Origin of the sequence: Haloferax prahovense DSM 18310 (genome assembly GCF_000336815.1) — an archaeon.
GTDB lineage: Archaea > Halobacteriota > Halobacteria > Halobacteriales > Haloferacaceae > Haloferax > Haloferax prahovense.
This window is the reverse complement of sequence record NZ_AOLG01000012.1, coordinates 188,340-209,188: the sequence shown is the minus strand read 5'-3', so window position 1 is coordinate 209,188 and position 20,849 is coordinate 188,340. Positions and strand designations below refer to the sequence as shown.

The window sequence follows — 20,849 nt, the reverse complement described above, 5'->3', positions numbered from 1 at the left end:
TATCTGAGCGTCGTACCTTGACTCAGCACAAATGGTACGCACGAGCGTTATCGGCTGCGGAAACATGGGGAGCGCCCTCCTCACCGGGCTCTGGAAGGCGGGCGGTCACTCGGTCGTCGCCTGCGACCTCGACCCCGACGCCCTCGCCGCGGTCGCCGACTACTGTGAAGCGACGACGGACGACGTGTCGCGCGCCGCCGACGCCGACGTGGTGTTCGTCGCGGTCAAGCCCGACATCGTCGAGGCCGTCCTCTCGGAACTCGACCTGTCTCCCGACCAGACTCTCGTCACTATCGCCGCGGGCGTCCCGACCTCGTTCGTCGAGGCGCGCACCGACGCCCGCGTCGTCCGCATCATGCCGAACCTCGCCGCCGAGACCCGCGACATGGCCGCGGCGGCGACCGGTGACCTGACCGACGAGGTCCGCGAACTCCTCTCCGACGTGGGCGAGTTCGTCGAGGTCGAGGAGTCGCAGATGGACATCGCCACCGCGGTCAACGGCAGCGGCCCGGCCTTCGTCTTCTATCTCATCGAGGCCGTCACGCAGGCCGGCGTCGCGGGCGGGCTCTCCGAGGAAGACGCCGAAATCCTCGCCGCCCAGACGTTCAAGGGCGCGGCCGAGACCGTCGTGCAGGACGACCGCAGCGCCGACGAACTCATCGACGCGGTCTGCTCGCCGAACGGGACGACCATCGAGGGGATGGAGGTTCTCTGGGACAGCGCCGCCGACGAGGCCGTCACCGAGGCGGTCGTCGCCGCCGAGCGCCGGTCGAAGGAACTCGCGGAGGAGTTCGCCGATGAGTGAGGTGAGCGAGACGACGGAGACCTCCGAGGTCGCTGAGCCCGACCCCGACGCGGTCGCCGCCGCCCGCGACGCCGCCGCCGAGGCGAACCGCGTCATCGTCAAGGCCGGCACCAACTCGCTGACCGACGAGGACTCCAACCTCGACGACGACAAGCTCGACAAGCTCGTCGACGACATCGAATCGCTCCTCTCGCGCGGCAAGGAGGTGCTTCTCGTCTCCTCGGGCGCGGTCGGTGCCGGCATCGGCCGCCTCGACCATCCCACGGCGGATCGCGACACCCTCGAAGCGTCGCAGGCGCTGTCGACGGTCGGCCAGAGCCTCTTGATGCACCGCTACACCGAGAGCTTCGAGCGCTACGACCGGAAGGTCGCCCAGATTCTCATCACCCAGCACGACCTGGAGAACCCCGAACGGTTCACCAACTTCCGGAACACGGTCGAGACGCTGTTGGAGTGGGGCGTCGTGCCCATCATCAACGAGAACGACGCGGTCGCCACGGAGGAACTCCAGATCGGCGACAACGACATGATTTCGTCGAACATCGCGGTCGGCATCGGCGTCGACCTGCTCGTGACGCTCACCGACGTGGGCGGCGTCTACACCGGGAACCCGAAGGAGGACCCCGACGCCGAGCGCATCGAGGTCGTCGGCGACAACTACAGCGACGTCGAGGACATCGTCACCGCGAGTTCGACCGGCGGCTTCGGCGGCATCCAGACGAAGGTCCGCGGCGCGCGCGACGCCGCCGAGTACGGCATCCCCGCCGTCATCGCGCAGTCGACCGAGCCCGACGTGCTGGCGAAGATCGCCGAGCGCGAATCGGTGGGAACAATGTTCCTCCCCCTCGATGGTGAACTCGATGACTGAGCGAGACACGACCGCGCAGGTCGAACAGGCACAGTCGGCGGCGCTGCGCCTCGCCAACGTCGACGCGGCCGACCGCGACGCCGCGCTCGGAGCCATCGCGGACGCCATCCGCGACAACAGCGAGGCGATTCTCGCGGCCAACCGCGAGGACGTCAAGGAGGCCGAGGCGATGCTCGAAGCGGGCGAGTACACGCAGGCGCTCGTCGACCGCCTCAAACTCGACGAGGCGAAACTCGACGACATCGCCGGAATGGTCGAGTCCGTCGCCGAGCAGGACGACCCCCTCGGCGAGACGCTGGAAGCGCGCGAACTGGACGAGGCCCTCGAACTGTACAAGCTCTCGGTCCCCATCGGCGTCGTGGCGACCATCTTCGAGTCGCGGCCCGACGCGCTCGTCCAAATCGCCGCGCTGGCGCTGAAGTCCGGCAACGCCGTCATCCTCAAGGGCGGCAGCGAGGCGAGCGAGTCGAACCGAGTGCTGTACGAGACGATTCTGTCGGCCACCGAGGACCTCCCGGACGGTTGGGCGACGCTCATCGAGGCCCACGAGGAGGTCGACCGCCTGCTCGAACTCGACGACATGGTCGACCTCGTGATGCCTCGCGGCTCCTCGGAGTTCGTCAGCTACATCCAGGACAACACCCAGATTCCCGTCCTCGGCCACACCGAGGGCATCTGCCACGTCTACGTCGACGAGTCGGCCGACCTCGACATGGCCGAAGACATCGCCCTCGACGCGAAGGTGCAGTACCCCGCGGTCTGCAACGCCGTCGAGACGCTCCTGGTCGACGAGGCCGTCGCCGCCGACTTCCTGCCGGCGGTCGTCGCGCGCTACCGCGACGAGGGCGTCGTCCTCCGGGGCGACGAGGCGACCCGCGAGTACGTCGATATCGACCCCGCGACCGACGACGACTGGGACACCGAGTACGGCGACCTCGAACTCTCCATCAAGGTCGTCTCGGACCTGTACGGCGCAGTCGACCACATCAACGCCCACGGCTCGAAGCACACGGAGTCCATCGTCACCGACGACGCCGAGCGCGCCGAGACGTTCATGACCGGCGTCGACGCCGCCAGCGTCTTCCACAACGCCTCGACCCGGTTCGCCGACGGCTACCGCTACGGCCTCGGCGCCGAAGTGGGCATCTCGACGGGCAAGATTCACGCCCGCGGCCCGGTCGGCCTCGAAGGGCTGACGACCTACAAGTACTACCTCGAAGGCGACGGCCAGTTGGTCGCCACCTACGCCGGCGAGGACGCCGTCCCCTTCACCCACGAGGCGCTCGACGCCGAGTGGAACCCCGGCCACCGAAGTCGGCGAGACTGAGCGCGGCGGACGCCCTTCGGTCGTCACTCCGCGCATCGAGTTCTCGCGGCACATAGAACTATATCCCTGACAGTCGCCTCTCCGGTAGAGTCGTCTCCGCTGCGACTCGGTGACTCCAATGGATTTAGACGAATTCGTCAGCACGCACGCACCGTCCGAAGGCGGCGAAGCCTTCGAACTCGAAAACTCGAAACTGCTCGACGTGGCTCTCGACGGGAGCGTCATGGCCAAGGCCGGGTCGATGGTCGGCTACACCGGCGACATCTCCTTCGAGCGGAAGTCCGCCGGCGGCCTGAAAGGGATGCTCAAGAAGAAAGCCACGGGCGAAGGCGACGTCATGATGCAGGCGACCGGCACCGGGCACCTCTATCTTGCAGACCAGGCCAAGGAGGTCCAGATTCTCGAACTCGACGCGGGCGAGGAGCTGAGCGTCAACGGTAACGACGTGCTCGCGTTCGAGTCGAGCGTGAACTGGGACATCAAGATGCTGACGAGCATCGCCGGGGCGTCCTCCGGCGGCCTGTTCAACGTCTTCCTCGAAGGCCCCGGCCACGTCGCCATCACGACCCACGGCGAGCCCATCGTCCTCCAGACACCGGCCAAGACCGACCCCAACGCGACCGTCGCGTGGAGCGGTAACGTCTCGCCGTCGTCGAACCGCGACATCAACATCAAGGGCCTGCTCGGCCGCTCGTCGGGCGAGTCCTACCAGCTCGAATTCGCGGGCGAAGGCGGTTTCGTCATCGTCCAGCCGTTCGAGGAAGTCGGCCCCGGTCAGTAGCGTAGCGAACTTCCGCTCCCGTTTTTTCACCGTCGCTCGCCGACCGAGTTCGCCCCCGCAATCCGACACAGAGCGGGCCGAAACGACGCGTATCTCTCGTGCCCGACGGACATATATTGACTGCCTGAACTGTTATGCCGGCTCCGTCCTAATCCCGGCGTATGGGTGACATCAGCGTCCATCTGGTCGACCGCGGTCGCGTTCTCACGGATATGGGGTACGTCCTCGACGGGTACACCATGGGAAGCGCGTCGAACCGAAGCCCCGACCACGAAACGGCCGAGTTCGTCGTCTGGAACGCCGTCATCGACGGCCCCGACCGGACGGTGCTGTGGGACACCGGAGCGAACCCCAAGGCGGGCGACGGCTACTGGCCCGCCCCGCTGTACGAGGCGTTCGAGTACGTCGACGCCGCGGAACACACGCTCGAAGGCGACCTCGATTCGGTCGGCTACGACCTCGGCGACATCGACGCCGTGGTGATGAGCCACCTGCACCTCGACCACGCGGGCGGCCTCGCCGAGTTCGCCGGGACGGACGTGCCGATATACGTCCACGAGGAGGAACTGAAGTTCGCGTACTACTCGGCGAAGACAACCGAGGGCTCCATCGCGTACCTCGCGTCGGACTTCGACCGCGATTTGAACTGGAACGTCGTCCACGGCGACGAACACACGCTGTTCGACGGCTTCCGGCTCGTTCACCTGCCGGGTCACACCCCCGGCGTGCTGGGCGCGCACATCGAGACGCCCGTCGGCGACGTGCTCGTCGCGGGCGACGAGTGCTACGTCGAGGGCAACTACACGGACGAGGTGCCGCTCGGCCCCGGCCTGCTCTGGAGCGAGCGCGACTGGTTCGAGAGCCTCCAGAAAGTGAAGGAACTCGAACGCCGGACCGGCGGCGACGTGCTGTTCGGCCACGACCTCGACCGGTTCGAGTCGTTCGGCGACGGCTGGAACGTCTGAGACGGGCGACGGCGCGCTCGACGGGCTCTGATTTTCACGCGTCAACCGCAGAACAGCGGACAGACGCAGCTCTCATCGCGTCCGAAGAACGGTCAAAAGGGAACCGCAGGGATTGGTTGGGTGGTGGGTTGGGGTGGAGTGGGGGATTGAATGGCTGGTGGAGACGACGAGCCGGCCTAAATCATGAGTTGCACGTCGGCGTCGGCCATGTGCTGGAGGGCCGTCGCCGCGCCGACGCCGGTGGTGACGCCGTCGTAGAACTCGGCTTCGTCGTAGCCCATCAGCTCGATGGTCATCTGGCAGGCCTGGAGGTCCACGCCCATGTCGAGGGAGGTCTCGATGAGTTCCTCGACGGTCGCGGTCCCGTTTTCCTGAATCTTCTTTTCCATCATGCTCGTGGCGACGCTGTCCATGAAGGGCAACGCGGCCACGGCGTTCGGCATCGGCATGCTCGGGTTGCCGACCGCGCTGAGCTTCAGGTTCTTCGACTTCTTCTCGTGGAGGATGTCGAGTCCCCAGAACGTGTGGAAGACCACGACGTCCCAGCCGAAGGCGGCCGCCGTACTGGCGAGGATGAGCGGCGGGTACGCCATGTCGAGGGTGCCTTTGGTCGCGATGATGGTCATCGACTTCTGTCCGTCGTCGTCGGTGGCCTCCCGGAGGTCGGAGACCTCCTCCTGCAGGGCTTGGACCTGCGCGCGGAGGTCTTCGACGGAGGCGGCTCCCGCGTCGACGGGCGCGTCGGCGTCCGAGCTCATTCCTTCTGGATGAGGTGGCGGAAGACCGCGTCGCCGTCTTCCTCGGCCTCTTCCTGGTCGAGCATGGAGACGCCGTCGGTGGAGTCGGCCCAGCCCTTCAGGTCGCTCATACTACCGGAGTCGGTCGCGACGACCTGCAGAATCTCGCCGCTTTCGAGGTCGTCGACCGCGCCGCGGGTCTTGACGACGGGCATCGGGCAGGACAGTCCTTTCACGTCGAGGGTTTCGGTGGGTTCGTATGTACTCATTTTTCGAGGTCACCTGTGTTGGGTGTATTCCACAATATAGGTGTGCTTCGTAAAAGTGTGTCGGTTCTTGGGTAGGCTACACAATACTTAGGGTCCACCGACGTCACTGCCTGAATTGGGACGTTTCGAGGCACTAAGAATCATAACGCGCACTCACGAGTGCGAAATCACACTACAATCTGTCGGTCCTGCCGGGATTAGTATTGCAAGAAAATCAAACTACCATCCGAAAGCTTAAGTCGAATCATCCGATAGTGGGTGATGCATACATGACCGTTCCAGACCTGCCGGAACTCGAAGTCGACGTGCCAGTCATCGAGCCCGAGACGCTGAAAGCCCGCATCGACGAGGGCGAGCCGCTCACCATCCTCGACAATCGCGTGCCGTCTGAGCACGAGGATTGGCGCATCGACGGCGAGAACGTCTCGCACGTCAACATCCCCTACTTCGAGTTCCTCGACGAGGAGCTCGACGAGTCGCTGTTCGAGGACCTGCCCGAAGACGAGGAGTTCGTCGTCCTCTGTGCGAAGGGCCACTCCTCGGAGTACGTCGCCGGGCTCCTGATTCAGGAGGGCTACGACGCCGTGGCGCTCGAACGCGGGATGAACGGCTGGGCGAGCATCTACGAGTACACCGAACTGGAGACCGACGGCGACGCGCTCGTCGCGCAGTACCAGCGCCCCTCCAGCGGCTGTCTGGCGTACCTCGTCGTCGACGGCGACGAGGCGGCCGTCGTCGACCCACTCCGCTACTTCGCCGACGAGTACGTCGCCGACGCGAAGGCCCTCGGCGCTGAACTGAAGTACGCCGTCGACACGCACATCCACGCCGACCACATCAGCGGGGTCCGCACGCTGGTCGAAGAACACGGCGTCACGGGCGTCATCCCCGAGGCCGCCGAAGACCGCGGCGTCGACTACGACACGCCCTACGAGACCATCGCGGACGGCGAGACGCTCACCGTCGGCGACACCGACATCGAAGCAATCCACACGCCCGGTCACACGACCGGAATGACGACCTACAAGGTCGATAACGTGCTGTTCACGGGCGACGGCCTGTTCATCGAGTCGGTCGCTCGCCCCGACCTCGAAGACGGCGACGAGGGCGCGCCCGACGCGGCCGGAATGCTCTACGACTCGCTGCAGGAGCGCGTCCTCTCGCACGACGACGACGCTATCGTCGCCTCCGCGCACTTCAGCGACGCGGCAATCCCCGCCGACGACGGCAGTTACACCGCCACGCTCGGGGAACTGAAGGACACGATGGACGCACTTTCGATGCCCAAAGACGAGTTCGTGGAGTTCATCCTCTCGGACATGCCGCCGCGGCCGGCCAACTACGTCGACATCATCGAGACGAACCTCGGCGTGCAGGTGTCGGACGACGACCGCGCCTTCGAGCTCGAACTCGGGCCGAACAACTGCGCGGCCAGCAACGAAGCCCTCACGAACTAAATGTCGGGTCTGACGCCGCTCCTCGTCGAAGGGCTCTTTCCGAACGGTATCGCGCACTACGCGCTCGGCGGCCTCCTCATCGGCCTCGGGACCGCCGTCATCTACCTCGGGACGGGCATCATCGCCGGTGCGAGCACCTTCCTCGAATCGACGCTGTCGTACGTCTCCGACCTCCCGCGGTTCAACAAGGCGAAGTACGTCGCCTCGCGGGACTGGCGGGTCGTGTTCACGCTGAGCATCGTCGCCGGGGCCGCGCTCTACACCGTCCTGTTCGGTGACGGCTGGTGGGTCTCCGACGTACAGCCGTGGCGCTTCGCCGTCGGCGGCGTGCTCGTCGGCGTCGGCACCCGCATCGGGAAGGGCTGTACGTCCGGTCACGGGGTCTGCGGCGTCGGCTCGCGCTCGCGGACCTCGCTCGTCAACGTCGCCACCTTCATGCTCGTCGCCATCGGGGTCGCACAGCTCCTGAGCGCGCTGGGGGTGTCGCCGTGAGCGACGACGAACGCGGACTCGGGTTCATGCTGGTCGTCATCGCGGGCGGCCTGATATTCGGGTTCGGCCTCGCCGTCAGCAACATGGCCCGCCCGGAGGTCGTCCTCGACTTCCTCCAGTTCGACGACCTCGGTCTCGTCTTCGTGATGGGCGGGGCCGCGGTCGTCACTGGCACCGTCTTCGCGCTCGCCGAGGCGTTCGGCGACCGCGCGCCACTCACCGGGCGCGACTACGGCCGCCGGCTGAAGTCGTTCGACAAGAACGTCGTCGTCGGCGGGGTCGTCTTCGGAGCCGGCTGGGGTATCTCCGGCATCTGTCCCGGCGCGGCCTACGCCAGTCTCGGCGTCGGCAACTACCCCATCCTCATCGCCATCGGTGGGATGTTCGTCGGCGCGTACCTGCAGGGACTCTGGCGCGCCCGCCGTACCGAGAGCGCCGCGACCGGCACCTCCGCCGACTGAGCCGCCGTCGGCGAATTCGATTTCGTTCTTTTCCCGTCCGTCGTCCCCGGAGCGACGGCGACGAAGTTCTCGCCCCCTGTCGGTGAACCGCCGCCGATGGACCGCGGCTCGCGCGCGCTGCCGAACAGTCGGTGGTGGTTTTCTCCCGCGAGTCGACGTTCGACGCTCGCCGCCGATGCTCGAGAACGCCGCCGTGAGTGCCTCTCGACCGAATCCTCTCGGTTGATGTTCAGCCAAATATAGTATTGCACAATAAGCAAACAACTATTTTGTCATAGATAGCGGATAAATATGTTCGTAACGTCGCGTGATACAAAATATGGCCCGGTTCGGTGGTATTTCTATGTCCATTCTATAACTTATGTGTATGCAATAAAGATATGGTCTTGTACAGTATTCCCAAAAGCGTTATATCCTCACTCCGGTTAGCCAGCGGTGTACAAGAAAGTATGATGAGTGCAATACACTCCGGGCACCCCGAGGGGTGCTGGTAAGATGTTCGGAATCGAGACGTTGGGCGGGAACGCACAGGCTGCCGCGCTCGTCGGCGTCGTCCTCGTCGAGGCGATGGTGCTGTACGTCGGGTACGGCGCGCTGACCGCCGCACTCGGACCGACCGTTCGGAAGGCCATCGGTGGTGAGTGAGCGTGTTCGAACTACTCGGCATGTCTGCCGGGATGCTGGCCCTCTTCGTCGCGTTCGGGGTTCTCATCGGCGTCCTGTTCGGCTTCTTCGGCATGGGTGGGTCGTTCCTCGTGACGCCCGCGCTGCTCGTCATGGGCTACCCCTCGCGCGTGGCCGTCGGCTCCGGGCTCGCGTTCGTCTTCGGGACCTCCGTCATCGCGACACTGAAGCACCGCGACCTCGGACAGGTCGACTACAAACTCGGCATCTCGATGATTATCGGGACCACGGTCGGCCTCGAAGTCGGGAAGGAAATCGTCCTCTACCTCGAAGAGCTCGGACTCGCCGGTAACATCATCAGCGTCACGTACGTGCTGCTTCTCGGCGGTATCGGGCTGTTCGTCACCTACGAGGCGCTGAAGGGCGGCGACGGCGGCGGCGTCAGCCACGACGTGGACGGCGACGCCGACATCGACGCCGACGACATCCCCGAGTTAGCCAAGAAGATTCAGAGCTACTCGCTCCCCCCGATGATAACCCTCCGCGGCGGCGTCAAGGTCTCGCTGTGGATGATTCTCTTGGTCGCGTTCGCCACGGGGCTCCTCTCGGGTTTCCTCGGCGTCGGCGGCGGCTTCATCCGCATGCCCGCGCTGTTCTACCTCATCGGCGTTCCGGTGCCCATCGCGGTCGGGACCGACCTGTTCGAAATCATGTTCTCGGGCGGCATCGGCTCGTTCCTCTACGCGCAGTCCGGCGGCGTCGACCTCTCTATCGTCGCGCCGCTCCTCGCCGGGTCGGCGCTCGGCGCGCGCGTCGGCTCCGCCGCGACCTCCATCGTCAACGAGGACGAGATCAAGATTTACTTCGGCCTGATGCTGCTCCTCGGCGCGCTCGCCGTCGCCGTGCGGCAGGCCGGGAACTACCTCGGCATGGGCGTCCTCGACTACGTCAGTCTCGCGCTCATCCTCGGGTCGGCGCTCATGGTCTCCAGCGCGGTGCTCTACAGCGCCGTGAAGTCCATGCGCGCGCCCTCGACCACCGGGGGTTCCACCGCCGACTGAGGGCGACGGCTCGCACGCGAACCGCACTCGCATCGAACGCGAATCCACGACACCGGGACGCCGTTTCTCGCCCGGTGTTGTGCAAACTATACAAACCCTTTTGAGGGCTGACCACGTAGCCCGAACCGATAATGGCTAGCTCGATGGTCGAATACCTGCAATCGGACATGGAGTGTGAGGGACTCCTCGAGTGTCTCCACGGACTGAAGCAACTCGACCGACGGTGTTTCGAGGTGCTCGTCGAGACCGACGAACACCTGACCGTCGACGAGGTCGCCGAGGCGGTCGAGCGGGAACGTTCGACCGCGTACCGCTCCATCCAGCGCCTCCTGCAGGCGGGGCTCATCCAGAAAGAACAGGTGAACTACGAACACGGCGGCTACTACCACGTCTACCATCCGACTGACCCCAACGAGGTCGCGGACGACATGCAGCGCATGCTCAACGACTGGTACGCCCAGATGGGCACGCTCATCCAAGAGTTCCGCGACAAGTACGACGAGAAAATCGTCCCCGCGGAGTAGTTTCCTTCGACCGACGAGCGGCCGCCGCCCCTCGATTGGCCGCGTCCCAAATCGATTAGGTTCCGTATTCAACGGCGCGCAGTCCATAGCTACTGCTACGACCACTCTATGTCGAAGAGTAAAAGCAGTCCCCGAAACAACGAGTTCGTCGAAGAGTGCCAGTCGTGTGAGTCCCGAACGCCGCACGACGTCTCCATCGAAATCAAGACCGAGAGCCGGAAACGCGAGAACCGCGAGTTCTCCCGCGAGCCGTACCGTGTCACGCGCTGTACGCGCTGCGGGAACACGCGGTCCCAGCGAATGAACGACGCGTGAGCGATACCCCCGCCGACCGCCGGCCACCCTCGGCAGACCACGCCCGACCCCGACCGACCGCCTCCGCCACACCGACGTAGCCACGGTCCGAGCCATGACACAGCCACCCACACCAGACGCGCCGACTGTCCTCCTCGTCGACGACGAGGCCGCCCTCGCCGATAGCCTCGCGCTGTGGCTCGAACGCCGCTACCGCGTCCGAGTCGCGTACTCCGGGCGTGAGGCCCTCCAGACGTTCGACGAGAGCGTCGACCTCGTCTTCCTCGACCACAACCTCCCCGGTCTCTCCGGCGAGTCCGTCCTCGAAGAACTCTCCCGACGGGTCGACCCGTCGTCGTTCGCGGTCGTCATGCTCAGCGCCGCGCCCGGCGACGAACTCGCCGACCTCCCCGTTGACGCCGTGCTCACGAAGCCAGTCACCAAACGCGACGTCTTCGACGCCGCCGACCGATTCGTCGGCGACGCGCCCGAAGCCAAACTCGACTAATCTCCTTCCGACGGTCCGTGGCCGCCCGCTTCAGTCGTCCGCCGACGCGGGGTTCAGCTCGTCGAAATACGTCTCGATGAGCTTCCGCTCCGCCGTCCGGAGGTGTTCGTGGAGCGTCGGCGGCGAGATGCCGAGCGAGTCGGCGACCTCTTCTGCCGTGCTCCCGCGGGGCCACTCGAAGTAGCCGGAGACGAGCGACGTTTCGAGGACCGTCTTCTGCCGGTCTGTCAGTTTCGAGTCGAGCGTCCGCCGGAAGGAGTCGGCCGACTGGACGGAGCGCTCCACCTCGCGCTTTGCGACGACCGAGACGCCGGCCGCGGCCGTCGTCACCGCCTCCACGAGCGCGCCGTGGTCGGCGTCGGCCGCGACGTGGAGCGCGAGGGTGCCGCTCCCCTCGGAGAGCGTCAACCGCTCCACGCTCGCGCCGTGGTCGATGGCGGTCGACAGCACCGCCTCGGCGTCGGTGCGGAGTTCGACGACGGACTCCTCGTCGCCGTCGGCGACGACGCGGGCCTGCGAGACGTCGGCGGCATCGATAGCGGCCGCGACCGCGTCGCACCCCGACGCGCCGGCGACGCTGACGAAACAGGTAAGCTCGTCGCCGGCGCGGGTGACGCCGTCCAGCGAGAGTCGGCAGTCGAGCGTCGCCGAGAGACCGGCGAGCACGCCGGCGTCACCCGCGCCGGCGACCTGAAACTCCAGTTCGACGACGCTGTCGCCGTTGAGAAGCTGCTTGCTCTGGGTTGCGTTGATACCGTTGCCGACGGTCGCGCCGAGGTCGGAAAACAGGCCCGCGGACTCCTCGTCGAAGCCGTCGGTCTCGTCGTAGACGACGAGCGCGCCGTACGCCGTCTCGCGGTAGTCGATGGCGACATAGAGCGCCGACACCGCGTCGAGGTCGGCGGCGTCGTCGCCGAAGACCGCCGCGCGGTGCGCCTCGGAGATGTCCTCGAAGGCGAAGCCGTCTTCGACCGTTCCGTCGATGTCGAACGCCTCGTCGACGAAGTCGAGGTCGACGCCCGCGGGGTCGAGTCCGTAGCCCGCCGCAGCGGTACACCGGAGCGTGCCGGCGGCGGTGCGTCTGAGAACGAACGCGGCCTCGTGGGCGCTCGCGACCGCGTCGCAGACGGTCTGTTCGATTTCGTCGCGGCTCCGCGCGTCGATTATCGCCCGGTCGATGTCGCGGAGGAGCTCGTTGGTCCGGTTCAGGCGGTCGAGCTGCGCCTCGCGGTTACGAATCGCCGCCTCGTGTTCGGCTCGGACCGCCTCCAGTCGACCGCGGAGGTCCGACAGCGCCTCGGGCTCGCGGAGCTCTTCCACGTCGCGGCTGTCGAGCGCCGCCTCGGTGGATTCGAGCGCGAAGTACTCGCGGACCTCGGACTCGAAGCCCGACCGCACGAGCAGCTCTTCGACCGTCTCTTTGACCTCCGACTCCGAGACGGGCTTGACGAGGTAGGCGTCGAACGGCATGTCGACGATGTCGGTGTCCGGCTCGACCGCGGTCATCATCGCCACGCGGCAGTCGAGGCCGCGCTCGCGAATCTCGTCGAGCACGTCGTCGCCCGTGACGTTCGGCATTCGGCGGTCGAGGAGGACGACGTCGACGGTGTCGTCGAGTCGGTGGAGGGCTTCTTCACCGCCGTAGGCGGTCTCGACGGCGAACCGCTCGCCGTCGAGCCAGTACCGGCAGGTGTCTGCGAGGTCCTCGTCGTCGTCGACCACGAGAACGACCTGCTCGGCGGCCCGCTGTTCGGGGCTCTCGCGCGCCGAGCGTTCGGTGACCATCGTATCGAACACACAGTAACGGCGAACAGTAATATATCTGCCCATCACAGCAGGTGGAATTTAGGCGGTTCAGTGACCCGATTCGGTCGTCTCCGACGGACGGGGAACTCCCGCGACCGACTGCGACCCGACCCGCGGGCCGAACTCACGCTCGCGGGAGCGTGACGACGAACGTGGCTCCGCCGCGGTCGTTGTCCTCGATTGCGACCGTCCCGCCGTAGCTCTCGACGATTTCGCGGACCAGAAACAGCCCGAACCCGTTGCCCGGATTCGACAGGTCCTCGATGCGCTGGTCGACGATGCGGTGTTTCTCCTCGTCCGGGACGCCCGGGCCGTTGTCGGAGACGCGGAGTTCGACCGCGTCGTCGCCGGCCCCAACCTCGACTTCGACCGCCGGGTTCGGCTTGTCGTTGTGCTGGACGGCGTTTTTCAGCAGGTGCTCGATGACCTCGTCCAGCAGGTCGTCGGCGACGACCGAGACGTCGGGGAGTCGTCCGACTTCGACGCTCGCGGCCTCGGTCTCGCTCCGCAGCGACTCCGCGCCGTGGTCGACCGCCTCGTCGATTCGACGCGGCCGGAACTCGTGGGACTCGCGCTCGACGATGACCTTCATGAACGTCCGCATCGTCCCGACGAGTTCGGTCATCTCGCGGACGCGTCCCTGTATCGTTTCGAGGTGCGTCAGCCCCGCGTCGTCCACGAAGTCCTCGACGATGTCTGCCCGCGCGCCGACCACGTTGAGCCCGTTGAGGAGGTTGTGGCGGATGATGCGGTTCACGAACTCCAGTCGCTCCTGTTCGCGCCGCAACTCCCGCTCTCGCTCCTTGCGGGCGGTGATATCGTGGCCCTCGAGGACCAGAAGCGACACCTCGCCGTCGTCGTCGTGGACCGGGGTGACGGAGAAGTCGATGACGACTGGCCGGTCCGTGTTCACCCGGTCTATCTCGACCTCGTAGCGGACGAACTCGCCGTCGGCCGCGCGGTCGAGCGCGGCCCGGAGGTCGGCGATTCGCTCGTCGTCGCCGCGCCACCACGGCGTCTCCCACGCCCGCAGTCCGACGATGTCGTCGCGGTCGCCGTCCACGAGGTCGAGGGCGGCGTCGTTCACCCGGAGGACAGTTCCGTCGGGCTCGACCAGCCCGATGTACTGGAAGGTGCTGTTGAACACCGCGTCCAACTGTCGCTCGCGGCGCTTCCGGTCGGTCATGTCGCGAGTCACCTTGGCGAAGCCGATGACCTCACCGGTGTCGTCGGTCAGAGCGGTGATGGTCACAGACGCCCAAAAGCGAGTACCGTCGGCACGGACGCGCCACCCCTCGTTTTCGGCCCGGCCCTCGGTCCGCGCTCGGTCGAGAAGGCGCTCGGGCAGGCCGTCTTCGGCGTCCTCGTCGGTGTAGAACGTCTCGATGTGCTCGCCGAGTATCTCTTCCGTATCGTAGCCCTTGATGGCCGCCGCGCCGCGGTTCCAACTCTCGACGCGACCCGAGGCGTCGAGGCGGAACAGCGCGTACTCCTCGATGTTCTCGACGATGCGCGAAAACGCCTGCTCGCGGCGTTCGAGTTCGCGCTCGCGCTCCCGTCGGACGTGGGTGTCGATGCCGTGGGCGACGGCGTGGCCGAGATTCGAAATCGGCTCGGCGAGCTCCGCCGTGAACGCCCGCTCGTGTTCGGCGTACATCGTGAGTACGCCGTAGCGCGCGTCGTCGTAGACGAGGGGCACCGACGCCGCCGAGCGGTAGCCGCGTTCGAGCGCCGGTTCGCGGAACGGCCCGAACGCCGGTTCGTCGGCGATGCTGTGGGTCGCCTGCACCGCGTTCGACCGGACCGCGCGGCCGACCGGGCCGTTTCCCTCGGGGCGCTCTGCCGACACCGACACGTCTATCTCGTCGAGGTACCCGTCCTCGACGCCGGCCCACGCGGTCGGTTCCACGTCGCCGGTCGTCTCGTCGACGACGCCGACCCACGCGAACCGGAGTTCGTCGGTCTGGACGAGTCGCTCGCAGACCTGCCGTTCGATGTCCGCGCGCCCGCCGGCGTCGACGATGGTCTCGTTCACGTCCGCGACGACCTCGTTGAACGTCGCGAGGATGTCGAGTCGCTGGCGCAGTTCGCGCTCCGTCGCAGACGGGTCGTCGACCGACTGCGGAGACCCGTCGGTCATCCGTCTCGACCCCCCCTCGAACCGGCGTCCCGTCGTGCGTGCATACCCCGACTCTAACCCCCACTGACTTGTGCGTTTCTCGGTCGGTCCGAGCCAGCCCTAACCACGTAGGGCCGTGAATTACTACCGACCGCGCCATTCGACTATATGGCCACAGTGACCTGCCCGGGTCACTCGTCGTGCCCGCACGACCCTACGGCGGAATCGACAACCTACCCCCTCTCTCCGCCCTGGGGACGTGTCCCTGCCCAAACCCCAACTCCCTTTCCGCGAAACCGACCGACGAGCCACGGGTGTTTCGTTCGTGTCCCCGGTGCGTACATTCATTTCTAGCCGAGGCAGATACAAGACCAAAAGCACGCACCACCGCGCCATTTACGCCGGATGAGCACATACGTGCAACCCATGAAGAAAAACGAGCTCATTCACGTGCATTCGCTGCTCGTGGAAATCGCTACAGACTACCTCGACCGCGGGGTGCTCACGAGCGCCGACCTCGAACCGTACCACCGTCTTGGAATCGGCCCGATGGCTCTCCGGGACTGCCGGGCCGACCACGAGCACGCCGTCCGGACGCTCACGACCGCGCTCGCGGTCGGTGCCGCCCGCGAGCTCGACCGCGACGCGGAGTCGGTGCCCGGCCGACACCTGCTCCGTCCCGACGAGGCGACCGACGCCGACGCCGACCCCGACACCGACCAGCGCGTCACGTCACACTGATATTTTCTTCGCGGACTCCCCCTCGAACAGCGGCGGCACCGGCCGACGGATGGACCTAAGAGCGCCCGGTGAGACGCCCCCGGTATGCGACTCGAAGACTACTGGGGAGTCGGCCCGAAGACCTCGGACCGACTGGAATCGGCTCTCGGCAGGGAGGGGGCGGTCGCCGCTATCGAGTCGGCCGACGTGCGGGCGCTCGTCGACGCCGGCGTCACCCGCGGGCGGGCGGTTCGCATCCTCCGCCGCGCCGACGGACAGGCCGGCATCGACGTGCTGTCGACCCGCGACGCCCGCGACGTGTACGACGACCTCCTGTCGCTCGCGAGCGACCGCGCGCTGACCGAACACGCCGCCGACCGAATCCGCGTGCTGACGCCGCTCCCGACCGTTGGAGACCGACGCGACCGCCTCGACCGCGTCCTCGCGGCGCGGGAGGCGTGGGCCGACCTCGACGACGACGCCCGCGACGCCGTCGAAGCGACGTTCCGCGACTACGACGAGGCCGGCGAGACCGAGCGCGCCGCCGTTCGCGCCGCGCTCGAACTCCGGGAGGCCGGCCTCCGCGGCGAGCCGTTCGACGCGCTGGAGGAGGCCGACCCGGGCGCCCTCCGCGACGCCCTCGGCGCGCTCGGCTACGTCGACAAGGACGGCTCGGTCGCCGCGGGTGCCGACGACCGCCTCGACAGCCTGCGGAGCCGGCTCGAAACCGCGAACGAACTCCAATCCGGCTCGTTCGACGTGCTCGAAACCATCCAGTCGCGGGGCGTCCGCTCGCTGGACGACTTCCGCGCCGCGTTCGTCCAGTACGTCGCACAGGAGACCGACCTCTCGCGCGGCGAGGTCGAGGCGGTCGCCGCCGAGGACGCCCGCGACGCGACCGACTTCGTGAGCGCGTCGCTCCGGGCGCTCGTCGAGGACCTCGAAGCCGACGTCGCCGCGCGCGAAGAGACCGTCGCCGAGGAGCTACGCGACCGCATCTGGGCCGCCCGCGACGACGTGGACCTCGCGGTCGAGGCCGTCGACGAGGTCGCGCTGTCGCTGTCGCTCGCGCGGTTCGCCGACGAGTACGACCTGACGCGACCGGACATCGCCGAGACGGGGCTGGCGGTCTGCGGGGCCCGAAACCTCTTCATCGACGACCCACAGCCCGTCTCCTACGCCGTCGGCGACCACGAACTCGCGTGCGCTACCGGGTCGACGCCGCCGGTCGGTGACCGCGTGTCGGTCCTCACCGGGGCCAACAGCGGCGGGAAGACGACGCTCCTGGAGACGCTCTCGCAGGTCGCCATCCTCGCGTCGATGGGACTCCCCGTCCCCGCCGAGTCGGCGGTCGTCGGCCGATTCGACTCGGTCGTGTTCCACCGCCGGCACGCGAGCTTCAACGCGGGCGTGCTCGAATCGACGCTTAAGTCCATCGTGCCGCCGCTTTCGGGCGACGGGCGGACGCTGATGCTCGTCGACGAGTTCGAGGCCATCACCGAGCCGGGTCGCGCGGCCGACCTGCTCAACGGTCTCGTGAACCTTACCGTCGAGCGCAACGCGTTCGGCGTCTACGTCACGCACCTCGCGGACGAACTGAGCCCGCTCCCACCCGAGGCGCGCATCGACGGCATCTTCGCCGAGGGGCTGACCGACGAGTTGGAACTGCGCGTGGACTACCAGCCGCGGTTCGGGACGGTCGGCAAGTCCACGCCGGAGTTCATCGTCTCGCGGCTGGTGGCGAACGCCCGCGACCGCGCCGAGCGCGCCGGCTTCGAGGCGTTGGCTGCGGCGGTGGGCGAAGAGGCGGTACAAAAGACGCTGTCCGACGCCGAGTTCGTCGGCTGAGCCGACGCGGCGGCGCGGGGAGCTATCGGCGACGTGCGCTCTCGTCGGCTGCGCGGCGACCGCGGCGGCGACGACTCAGCACATCTCGTCGAGCGAGATGAACGCGTCGGCGTCGGCGGTCAGCCACGCCTCCATTCGGTCGCAGCAGCTGTCGCGCCGGGGGTAGACGGTGACCTGGTCCGGGCTCCCTCGATAGGTGACGACGACGCTATGGAGGAAGCAATCCCCGGTGGTATCCGCGCCGGTGCGGTCAGCGGTCCCTGCAACCGAGTCCTGAGAGGCGGGCACTTCTGACATTCGCCGTCACCTATACACACGCGACGGCGATTACATAACCTTCACTAAGTGTGGTAGTGATTGACAATACCCGTTGGTTACAAAACGTTGCACCAAGTGGGAGTACGGAGTGATACATAGCTTCGGTTTCCCTCGCGCGGGTGTGGATTCCACAGTTCCGCGGGAGAATCCGCCCCGCCGGGCGACTTCTGCCGGCGGAGACGGGTTGAAGTGCCCGGGACCGCCATCTGGCTGTCGATGGTCGATCCCACGTCCGATTTGGAAGAGAACGTAGACCCCGAAGACGCCCCGACCTGTGCGACGTGCGGGGAGCCGGTTGCCAACAATCCGACGCACCGCGTCGTCACGTGGGTCGAAGACGGCGCCGTGCAGGCGCGGCACTTCTGCGACGACGACTGCCGGGACGCGTGGGACGACGAACGCTGACGCTCTCCTGACGACACGTCTGGCCCTCGACACGCCGGCGGCGGCGCGGCGCGTCCGCGACTACTCGACTGACGACCAGAACCGGTCGAGACCGAAGCCGAGCATGTCGGGACTGACCGGTCTGAACTCCTCGCGCTCCTGTTCCGGCAGGTAGTCGCGGACGCCGTTCCACGAGTCGCGGGCGTACCGGGCGTCAACGAAGACGCGGACGCCGACCTCGTCGGTCCCGCGGATGACGCGGCCGATAGCCTGCCGCGCCTTTCTGACCGCGGGCACCGTGAGCGCCGTCTCGAATCCGTTTCCGAACTCGCGGTCGTAGGCCGTCTTCACCGCGCGGGTCCGCGGTGACGACGTGTTGATGAGCGGGACGCCGCAGACGACGGCGGCCGAGAGCTTGTCGCCGCTGTAGTCGACGCCCTCGGTGAGCGTGCCGCGGAGGCTCGTCACGAGCACTTTTCCCTCGCCGCCGAAGAAGTCCCGTTTGAGTCGCTCGGTGGCCCCGTCGTCGGACGACTCGTCGAGGAGGACGGGCTTGTCGACGCGGGCTTCGAGCGCGCCCGCCATCCACTCGGCCTCGGCGTAGTTCGGCATCCCGACGAGGACGTTGCCCGGCGAGCGCTCGCACACCTCGACGGCGGCGTCGGTGTACGCGAGTCGCGTCTCGTTTTCCTCGCCGGGCGGCCCGCGGTTGCTGTGGGTGAACTTCGGCACGTCGACGGCGAAGCTCGCGCGGTTCGACTCGGGGAAGCCGAGGCCGAACGTCCGCTCGGCGACCGGGCGGCCGTCGTCGGCGAGGGCGTCGAGGCCGGTCACGCGACGGAACACGTCGATGGGTTCGAGCGTCGCACTCATGAGGACGCCGCCACCGAAGTCGCCGAGGCGCTCGGCGATGGCCTCGCCGGGGACGCAGTTGTGGACCGACAGCCGGACGTTGTACGCGCGACGCCACGACTCCGGCGGCTCCATCTCGTCCCACGTCCGTTCGAGCTCGATTTCGCGGAAGTGCTTTTCGTGGTCCGCGTAGGCCCACGTCGCCAGCGCCCGCCCCGCCGCGGGCGCGGCCCGGCGCTTGTCGTCTTCCTCCACCGAGTCGAGGATGCGGGCGACCGCCGAGCCGGTCGCCTCGGCGCGGACCCACGTCCCCTCGTCGTGGCCGTTCGCCTCGGCCCACTCGGTGAGTTCGTCGACGCCGGGCTCCTCGGGGTCGCGCAGGGGGAGTTCCTCGTCTTCGAGTTCGGTGAGGTCGGCGCGCCAGCCGACGTACTCGCGGTCGAGGTGCGCGGTCACGCGCCGGTCGAGCTCCTCCCGGAGGTCGCGGATGAAGTCCCGGGTCTCCTCCAGTTCGCGGAGCGTCACGTCGGCCTCCTGTAGCTCCCCGCGGACGAGTTCGGCGTCGACAGTCGACTTGCCGGCGTCGTCGAACTTCACCGGCTGGATGACGCGGGTGAACTCGCTTTCGGCGTCGCGGAGCGTCCGGTCGCCGACGCCGACCGAGACGAGGTCGCGGACGCGGGGTTCGAGCATGTGCGCCTCGTCGCAGATGACGAACGTCGAGTCGTCGACGAGCGCGCCGGTGAACGTGCCGACGGTCGTCGGGTCGAACGCGTGGTAGTAGTTGCCGACGACGACCTCGACGTTGGGCAACAGCGCGCCCATCACGGAGTGCGGACACGACCCCGCGCCCGCGGCCAGCGAGACGAGGTCTTCGGTTGTGATGAGTCCCTTGTCGTCGAACTCGAAGGGGACGGCCTCGATTGGGTCGCCGTCTTCGGGGAGGTCCGCGAGGAAGTTCGCGTAGAACGGGCAGTACTCCACGTCCTCGTAGTCCGGCATCGACTTGGGGTACGGCGTCGGGTCGCCGGCAGTTTCGAGGTAGGAGGGGCCCGCGCTCGTCGAACCGGTGTCGAGGAGGCCGGTCTGTTGCTCGCGGGCGTCTTTGGCGAGCGCCTCGGCGCTGGTCCGGCCGCCGTCGCCGACGAGCCCGCGGGTCCGGTCGCGGAGGCCCTCACAGCGGTCGTAGACGGTCGAGTCGTCGATGCCGCCGCAGCCCTCGCGGCTGTAGGGACACACGTCCGATTTGCCGACGAGCGTGAGCCCCGAGACGGGTTTCCAGTCGGTCGGGAGGTTCTCGTTGATGGTTCGGAGGTCGGCCTCGAACTGCCGGAGCTGTTGTTTGACGCTCGTGAGGACGAAGACGCGCTCGTAGTCGGAGTCGGGGTCGCGGACGAGGTCGATGCCGGCGGTGAGCGCGAGCATCGTCTTGCCGGTCCCGCACGCGCCCTCAACGACGGCAAATCCATCGTCTCGGGCGGTCTGTATCGCGGTCTCGATTCCGTCGGCCTGCTCCGGGTACGCCTCCGGGTGGCCGAACACCTCCTGCCAGGTCACGCTCTGTGGTCCAGTTGCGACGGCCATAGGGGTGTCGGTGACTGGCCGCGGACTCGTACTTGAACGTTCGCG

At 67.1% G+C, this 20,849-nt stretch carries 22 protein-coding genes; 16 read left to right on the top strand and 6 right to left on the bottom strand.

The features are described 5' to 3' along the window. Positions 1-31: 31 nt before the first annotated feature. From proC to C457_RS06990, 5 genes are all read left to right on the top strand, one after another. Positions 32-805: a pyrroline-5-carboxylate reductase gene (gene proC / locus C457_RS07010; RefSeq protein ID WP_081909203.1), complete on the top strand. Its 774-nt coding sequence runs from the start codon at positions 32-34 to the stop codon at positions 803-805. Further along, positions 798-1,673: a glutamate 5-kinase gene (gene proB / locus C457_RS07005; RefSeq protein WP_008093178.1), complete on the top strand. Its 876-nt coding sequence runs from the start codon at positions 798-800 to the stop codon at positions 1,671-1,673. The genes proC and proB overlap by 8 nt, the downstream gene beginning before the upstream one ends. Then, the gene (locus C457_RS07000; protein WP_008093175.1) at positions 1,666-3,000 is read left to right on the top strand and encodes a glutamate-5-semialdehyde dehydrogenase; all 1,335 of its coding nucleotides are present in this window, start codon (positions 1,666-1,668) and stop codon (positions 2,998-3,000) included. Before proB ends, C457_RS07000 begins: the two co-directional genes overlap by 8 nt. 118 nt (positions 3,001-3,118) lie before the next feature. Then, positions 3,119-3,781: an AIM24 family protein gene (locus C457_RS06995; protein WP_008093173.1), complete on the top strand. Its 663-nt coding sequence runs from the start codon at positions 3,119-3,121 to the stop codon at positions 3,779-3,781. Between the two features lie 161 nt (positions 3,782-3,942). Continuing rightward, positions 3,943-4,746, top strand: coding sequence for an N-acyl homoserine lactonase family protein (locus C457_RS06990; protein ID WP_008093171.1), 804 nt, complete (start codon positions 3,943-3,945; stop codon positions 4,744-4,746). 176 nt (positions 4,747-4,922) lie between these two features. Here the strand turns inward: C457_RS06990 and C457_RS06985 are convergent, their stop codons facing one another. Together C457_RS06985 and C457_RS06980 are read right to left on the bottom strand one after the other, a co-directional pair. After that, the gene (locus C457_RS06985; RefSeq protein ID WP_008093170.1) at positions 4,923-5,504 is read right to left on the bottom strand and encodes a DsrE/DsrF/DrsH-like family protein; all 582 of its coding nucleotides are present in this window, start codon (positions 5,502-5,504) and stop codon (positions 4,923-4,925) included. Beyond that, positions 5,501-5,752: a sulfurtransferase TusA family protein gene (locus tag C457_RS06980; protein ID WP_049905219.1), complete on the bottom strand. Its 252-nt coding sequence runs from the start codon at positions 5,750-5,752 to the stop codon at positions 5,501-5,503. The genes C457_RS06985 and C457_RS06980 overlap by 4 nt, the downstream gene beginning before the upstream one ends. A gap of 269 nt (positions 5,753-6,021) precedes the next feature. Here C457_RS06980 and C457_RS06975 point away from each other — a divergent pair, with 269 nt between their 5' ends. The 8 genes from C457_RS06975 (at position 6,022) to C457_RS06945 (ending at position 11,173) form a co-directional block, all read left to right on the top strand. Further along, complete coding sequence (locus C457_RS06975; RefSeq protein ID WP_008093168.1) at positions 6,022-7,209, top strand: MBL fold metallo-hydrolase; 1,188 nt, start codon at positions 6,022-6,024, stop codon at positions 7,207-7,209. Continuing rightward, entirely contained in the window at positions 7,210-7,701 is a 492-nt protein-coding gene (locus C457_RS06970) for a YeeE/YedE family protein (RefSeq protein WP_008093165.1), read from the top strand. Beyond that, complete coding sequence (locus C457_RS06965) at positions 7,698-8,162, top strand: DUF6691 family protein (protein WP_004043576.1); 465 nt, start codon at positions 7,698-7,700, stop codon at positions 8,160-8,162. The genes C457_RS06970 and C457_RS06965 overlap by 4 nt, the downstream gene beginning before the upstream one ends. Before the next feature lie 495 nt (positions 8,163-8,657). Next, positions 8,658-8,807: a DUF7512 family protein gene (locus C457_RS20590; protein WP_004043577.1), complete on the top strand. Its 150-nt coding sequence runs from the start codon at positions 8,658-8,660 to the stop codon at positions 8,805-8,807. Further along, positions 8,804-9,847 carry a sulfite exporter TauE/SafE family protein gene (locus C457_RS06960; protein WP_008093162.1) on the top strand — a complete coding sequence of 348 codons (1,044 nt, stop codon included), beginning with the start codon at positions 8,804-8,806 and terminating at the stop codon, positions 9,845-9,847. Before C457_RS20590 ends, C457_RS06960 begins: the two co-directional genes overlap by 4 nt. Positions 9,848-9,990: 143 nt before the next feature. Then, positions 9,991-10,371, top strand: coding sequence for a helix-turn-helix domain-containing protein (locus tag C457_RS06955; protein ID WP_004977164.1), 381 nt, complete (start codon positions 9,991-9,993; stop codon positions 10,369-10,371). Between the two features lie 108 nt (positions 10,372-10,479). Further along, positions 10,480-10,686, top strand: a complete 207-nt coding sequence (locus tag C457_RS06950) for a DUF7835 family putative zinc beta-ribbon protein (protein WP_004977165.1) — start codon at positions 10,480-10,482, stop codon at positions 10,684-10,686. 94 nt (positions 10,687-10,780) lie between these two features. Beyond that, positions 10,781-11,173 carry a response regulator transcription factor gene (locus C457_RS06945; protein WP_008093156.1) on the top strand — a complete coding sequence of 131 codons (393 nt, stop codon included), beginning with the start codon at positions 10,781-10,783 and terminating at the stop codon, positions 11,171-11,173. 30 nt (positions 11,174-11,203) lie between these two features. On the opposite strand, the gene C457_RS06940 is transcribed toward C457_RS06945, so the two are convergent. After that, complete coding sequence (locus C457_RS06940; RefSeq protein WP_008093154.1) at positions 11,204-12,958, bottom strand: bacterio-opsin activator domain-containing protein; 1,755 nt, start codon at positions 12,956-12,958, stop codon at positions 11,204-11,206. A 145-nt stretch (positions 12,959-13,103) separates the two neighbouring features. After that, positions 13,104-15,119, bottom strand: coding sequence for a sensor histidine kinase (locus C457_RS06935; RefSeq protein ID WP_008093152.1), 2,016 nt, complete (start codon positions 15,117-15,119; stop codon positions 13,104-13,106). 405 nt (positions 15,120-15,524) lie between these two features. Here C457_RS06935 and C457_RS06930 point away from each other — a divergent pair, with 405 nt between their 5' ends. Both C457_RS06930 and C457_RS06925 read left to right on the top strand, forming a co-directional pair. After that, on the top strand, positions 15,525-15,839 hold the full coding sequence (locus C457_RS06930) for a UPF0058 family protein (RefSeq protein ID WP_008093150.1): 315 nt from the start codon (positions 15,525-15,527) through the stop codon (positions 15,837-15,839). 84 nt (positions 15,840-15,923) lie between these two features. Then, the gene (locus C457_RS06925) at positions 15,924-17,666 is read left to right on the top strand and encodes a DNA mismatch repair protein MutS (protein WP_008093148.1); all 1,743 of its coding nucleotides are present in this window, start codon (positions 15,924-15,926) and stop codon (positions 17,664-17,666) included. A 75-nt stretch (positions 17,667-17,741) separates the two neighbouring features. Here C457_RS06925 and C457_RS06920 read toward each other — a convergent pair whose 3' ends face one another. After that, a complete protein-coding gene (locus C457_RS06920) occupies positions 17,742-17,963 on the bottom strand; it encodes a DUF7511 domain-containing protein (RefSeq protein WP_008093146.1) in 222 nt (73 codons plus the stop codon). Between the two features lie 237 nt (positions 17,964-18,200). Here C457_RS06920 and C457_RS06915 point away from each other — a divergent pair, with 237 nt between their 5' ends. Then, complete coding sequence (locus C457_RS06915) at positions 18,201-18,389, top strand: DUF7576 family protein (protein WP_049913423.1); 189 nt, start codon at positions 18,201-18,203, stop codon at positions 18,387-18,389. A gap of 60 nt (positions 18,390-18,449) precedes the next feature. Here C457_RS06915 and C457_RS06910 read toward each other — a convergent pair whose 3' ends face one another. After that, the gene (locus C457_RS06910) at positions 18,450-20,804 is read right to left on the bottom strand and encodes an ATP-dependent DNA helicase (RefSeq protein WP_008093142.1); all 2,355 of its coding nucleotides are present in this window, start codon (positions 20,802-20,804) and stop codon (positions 18,450-18,452) included. Between the last annotated feature and the right edge of the window lie 45 nt (positions 20,805-20,849).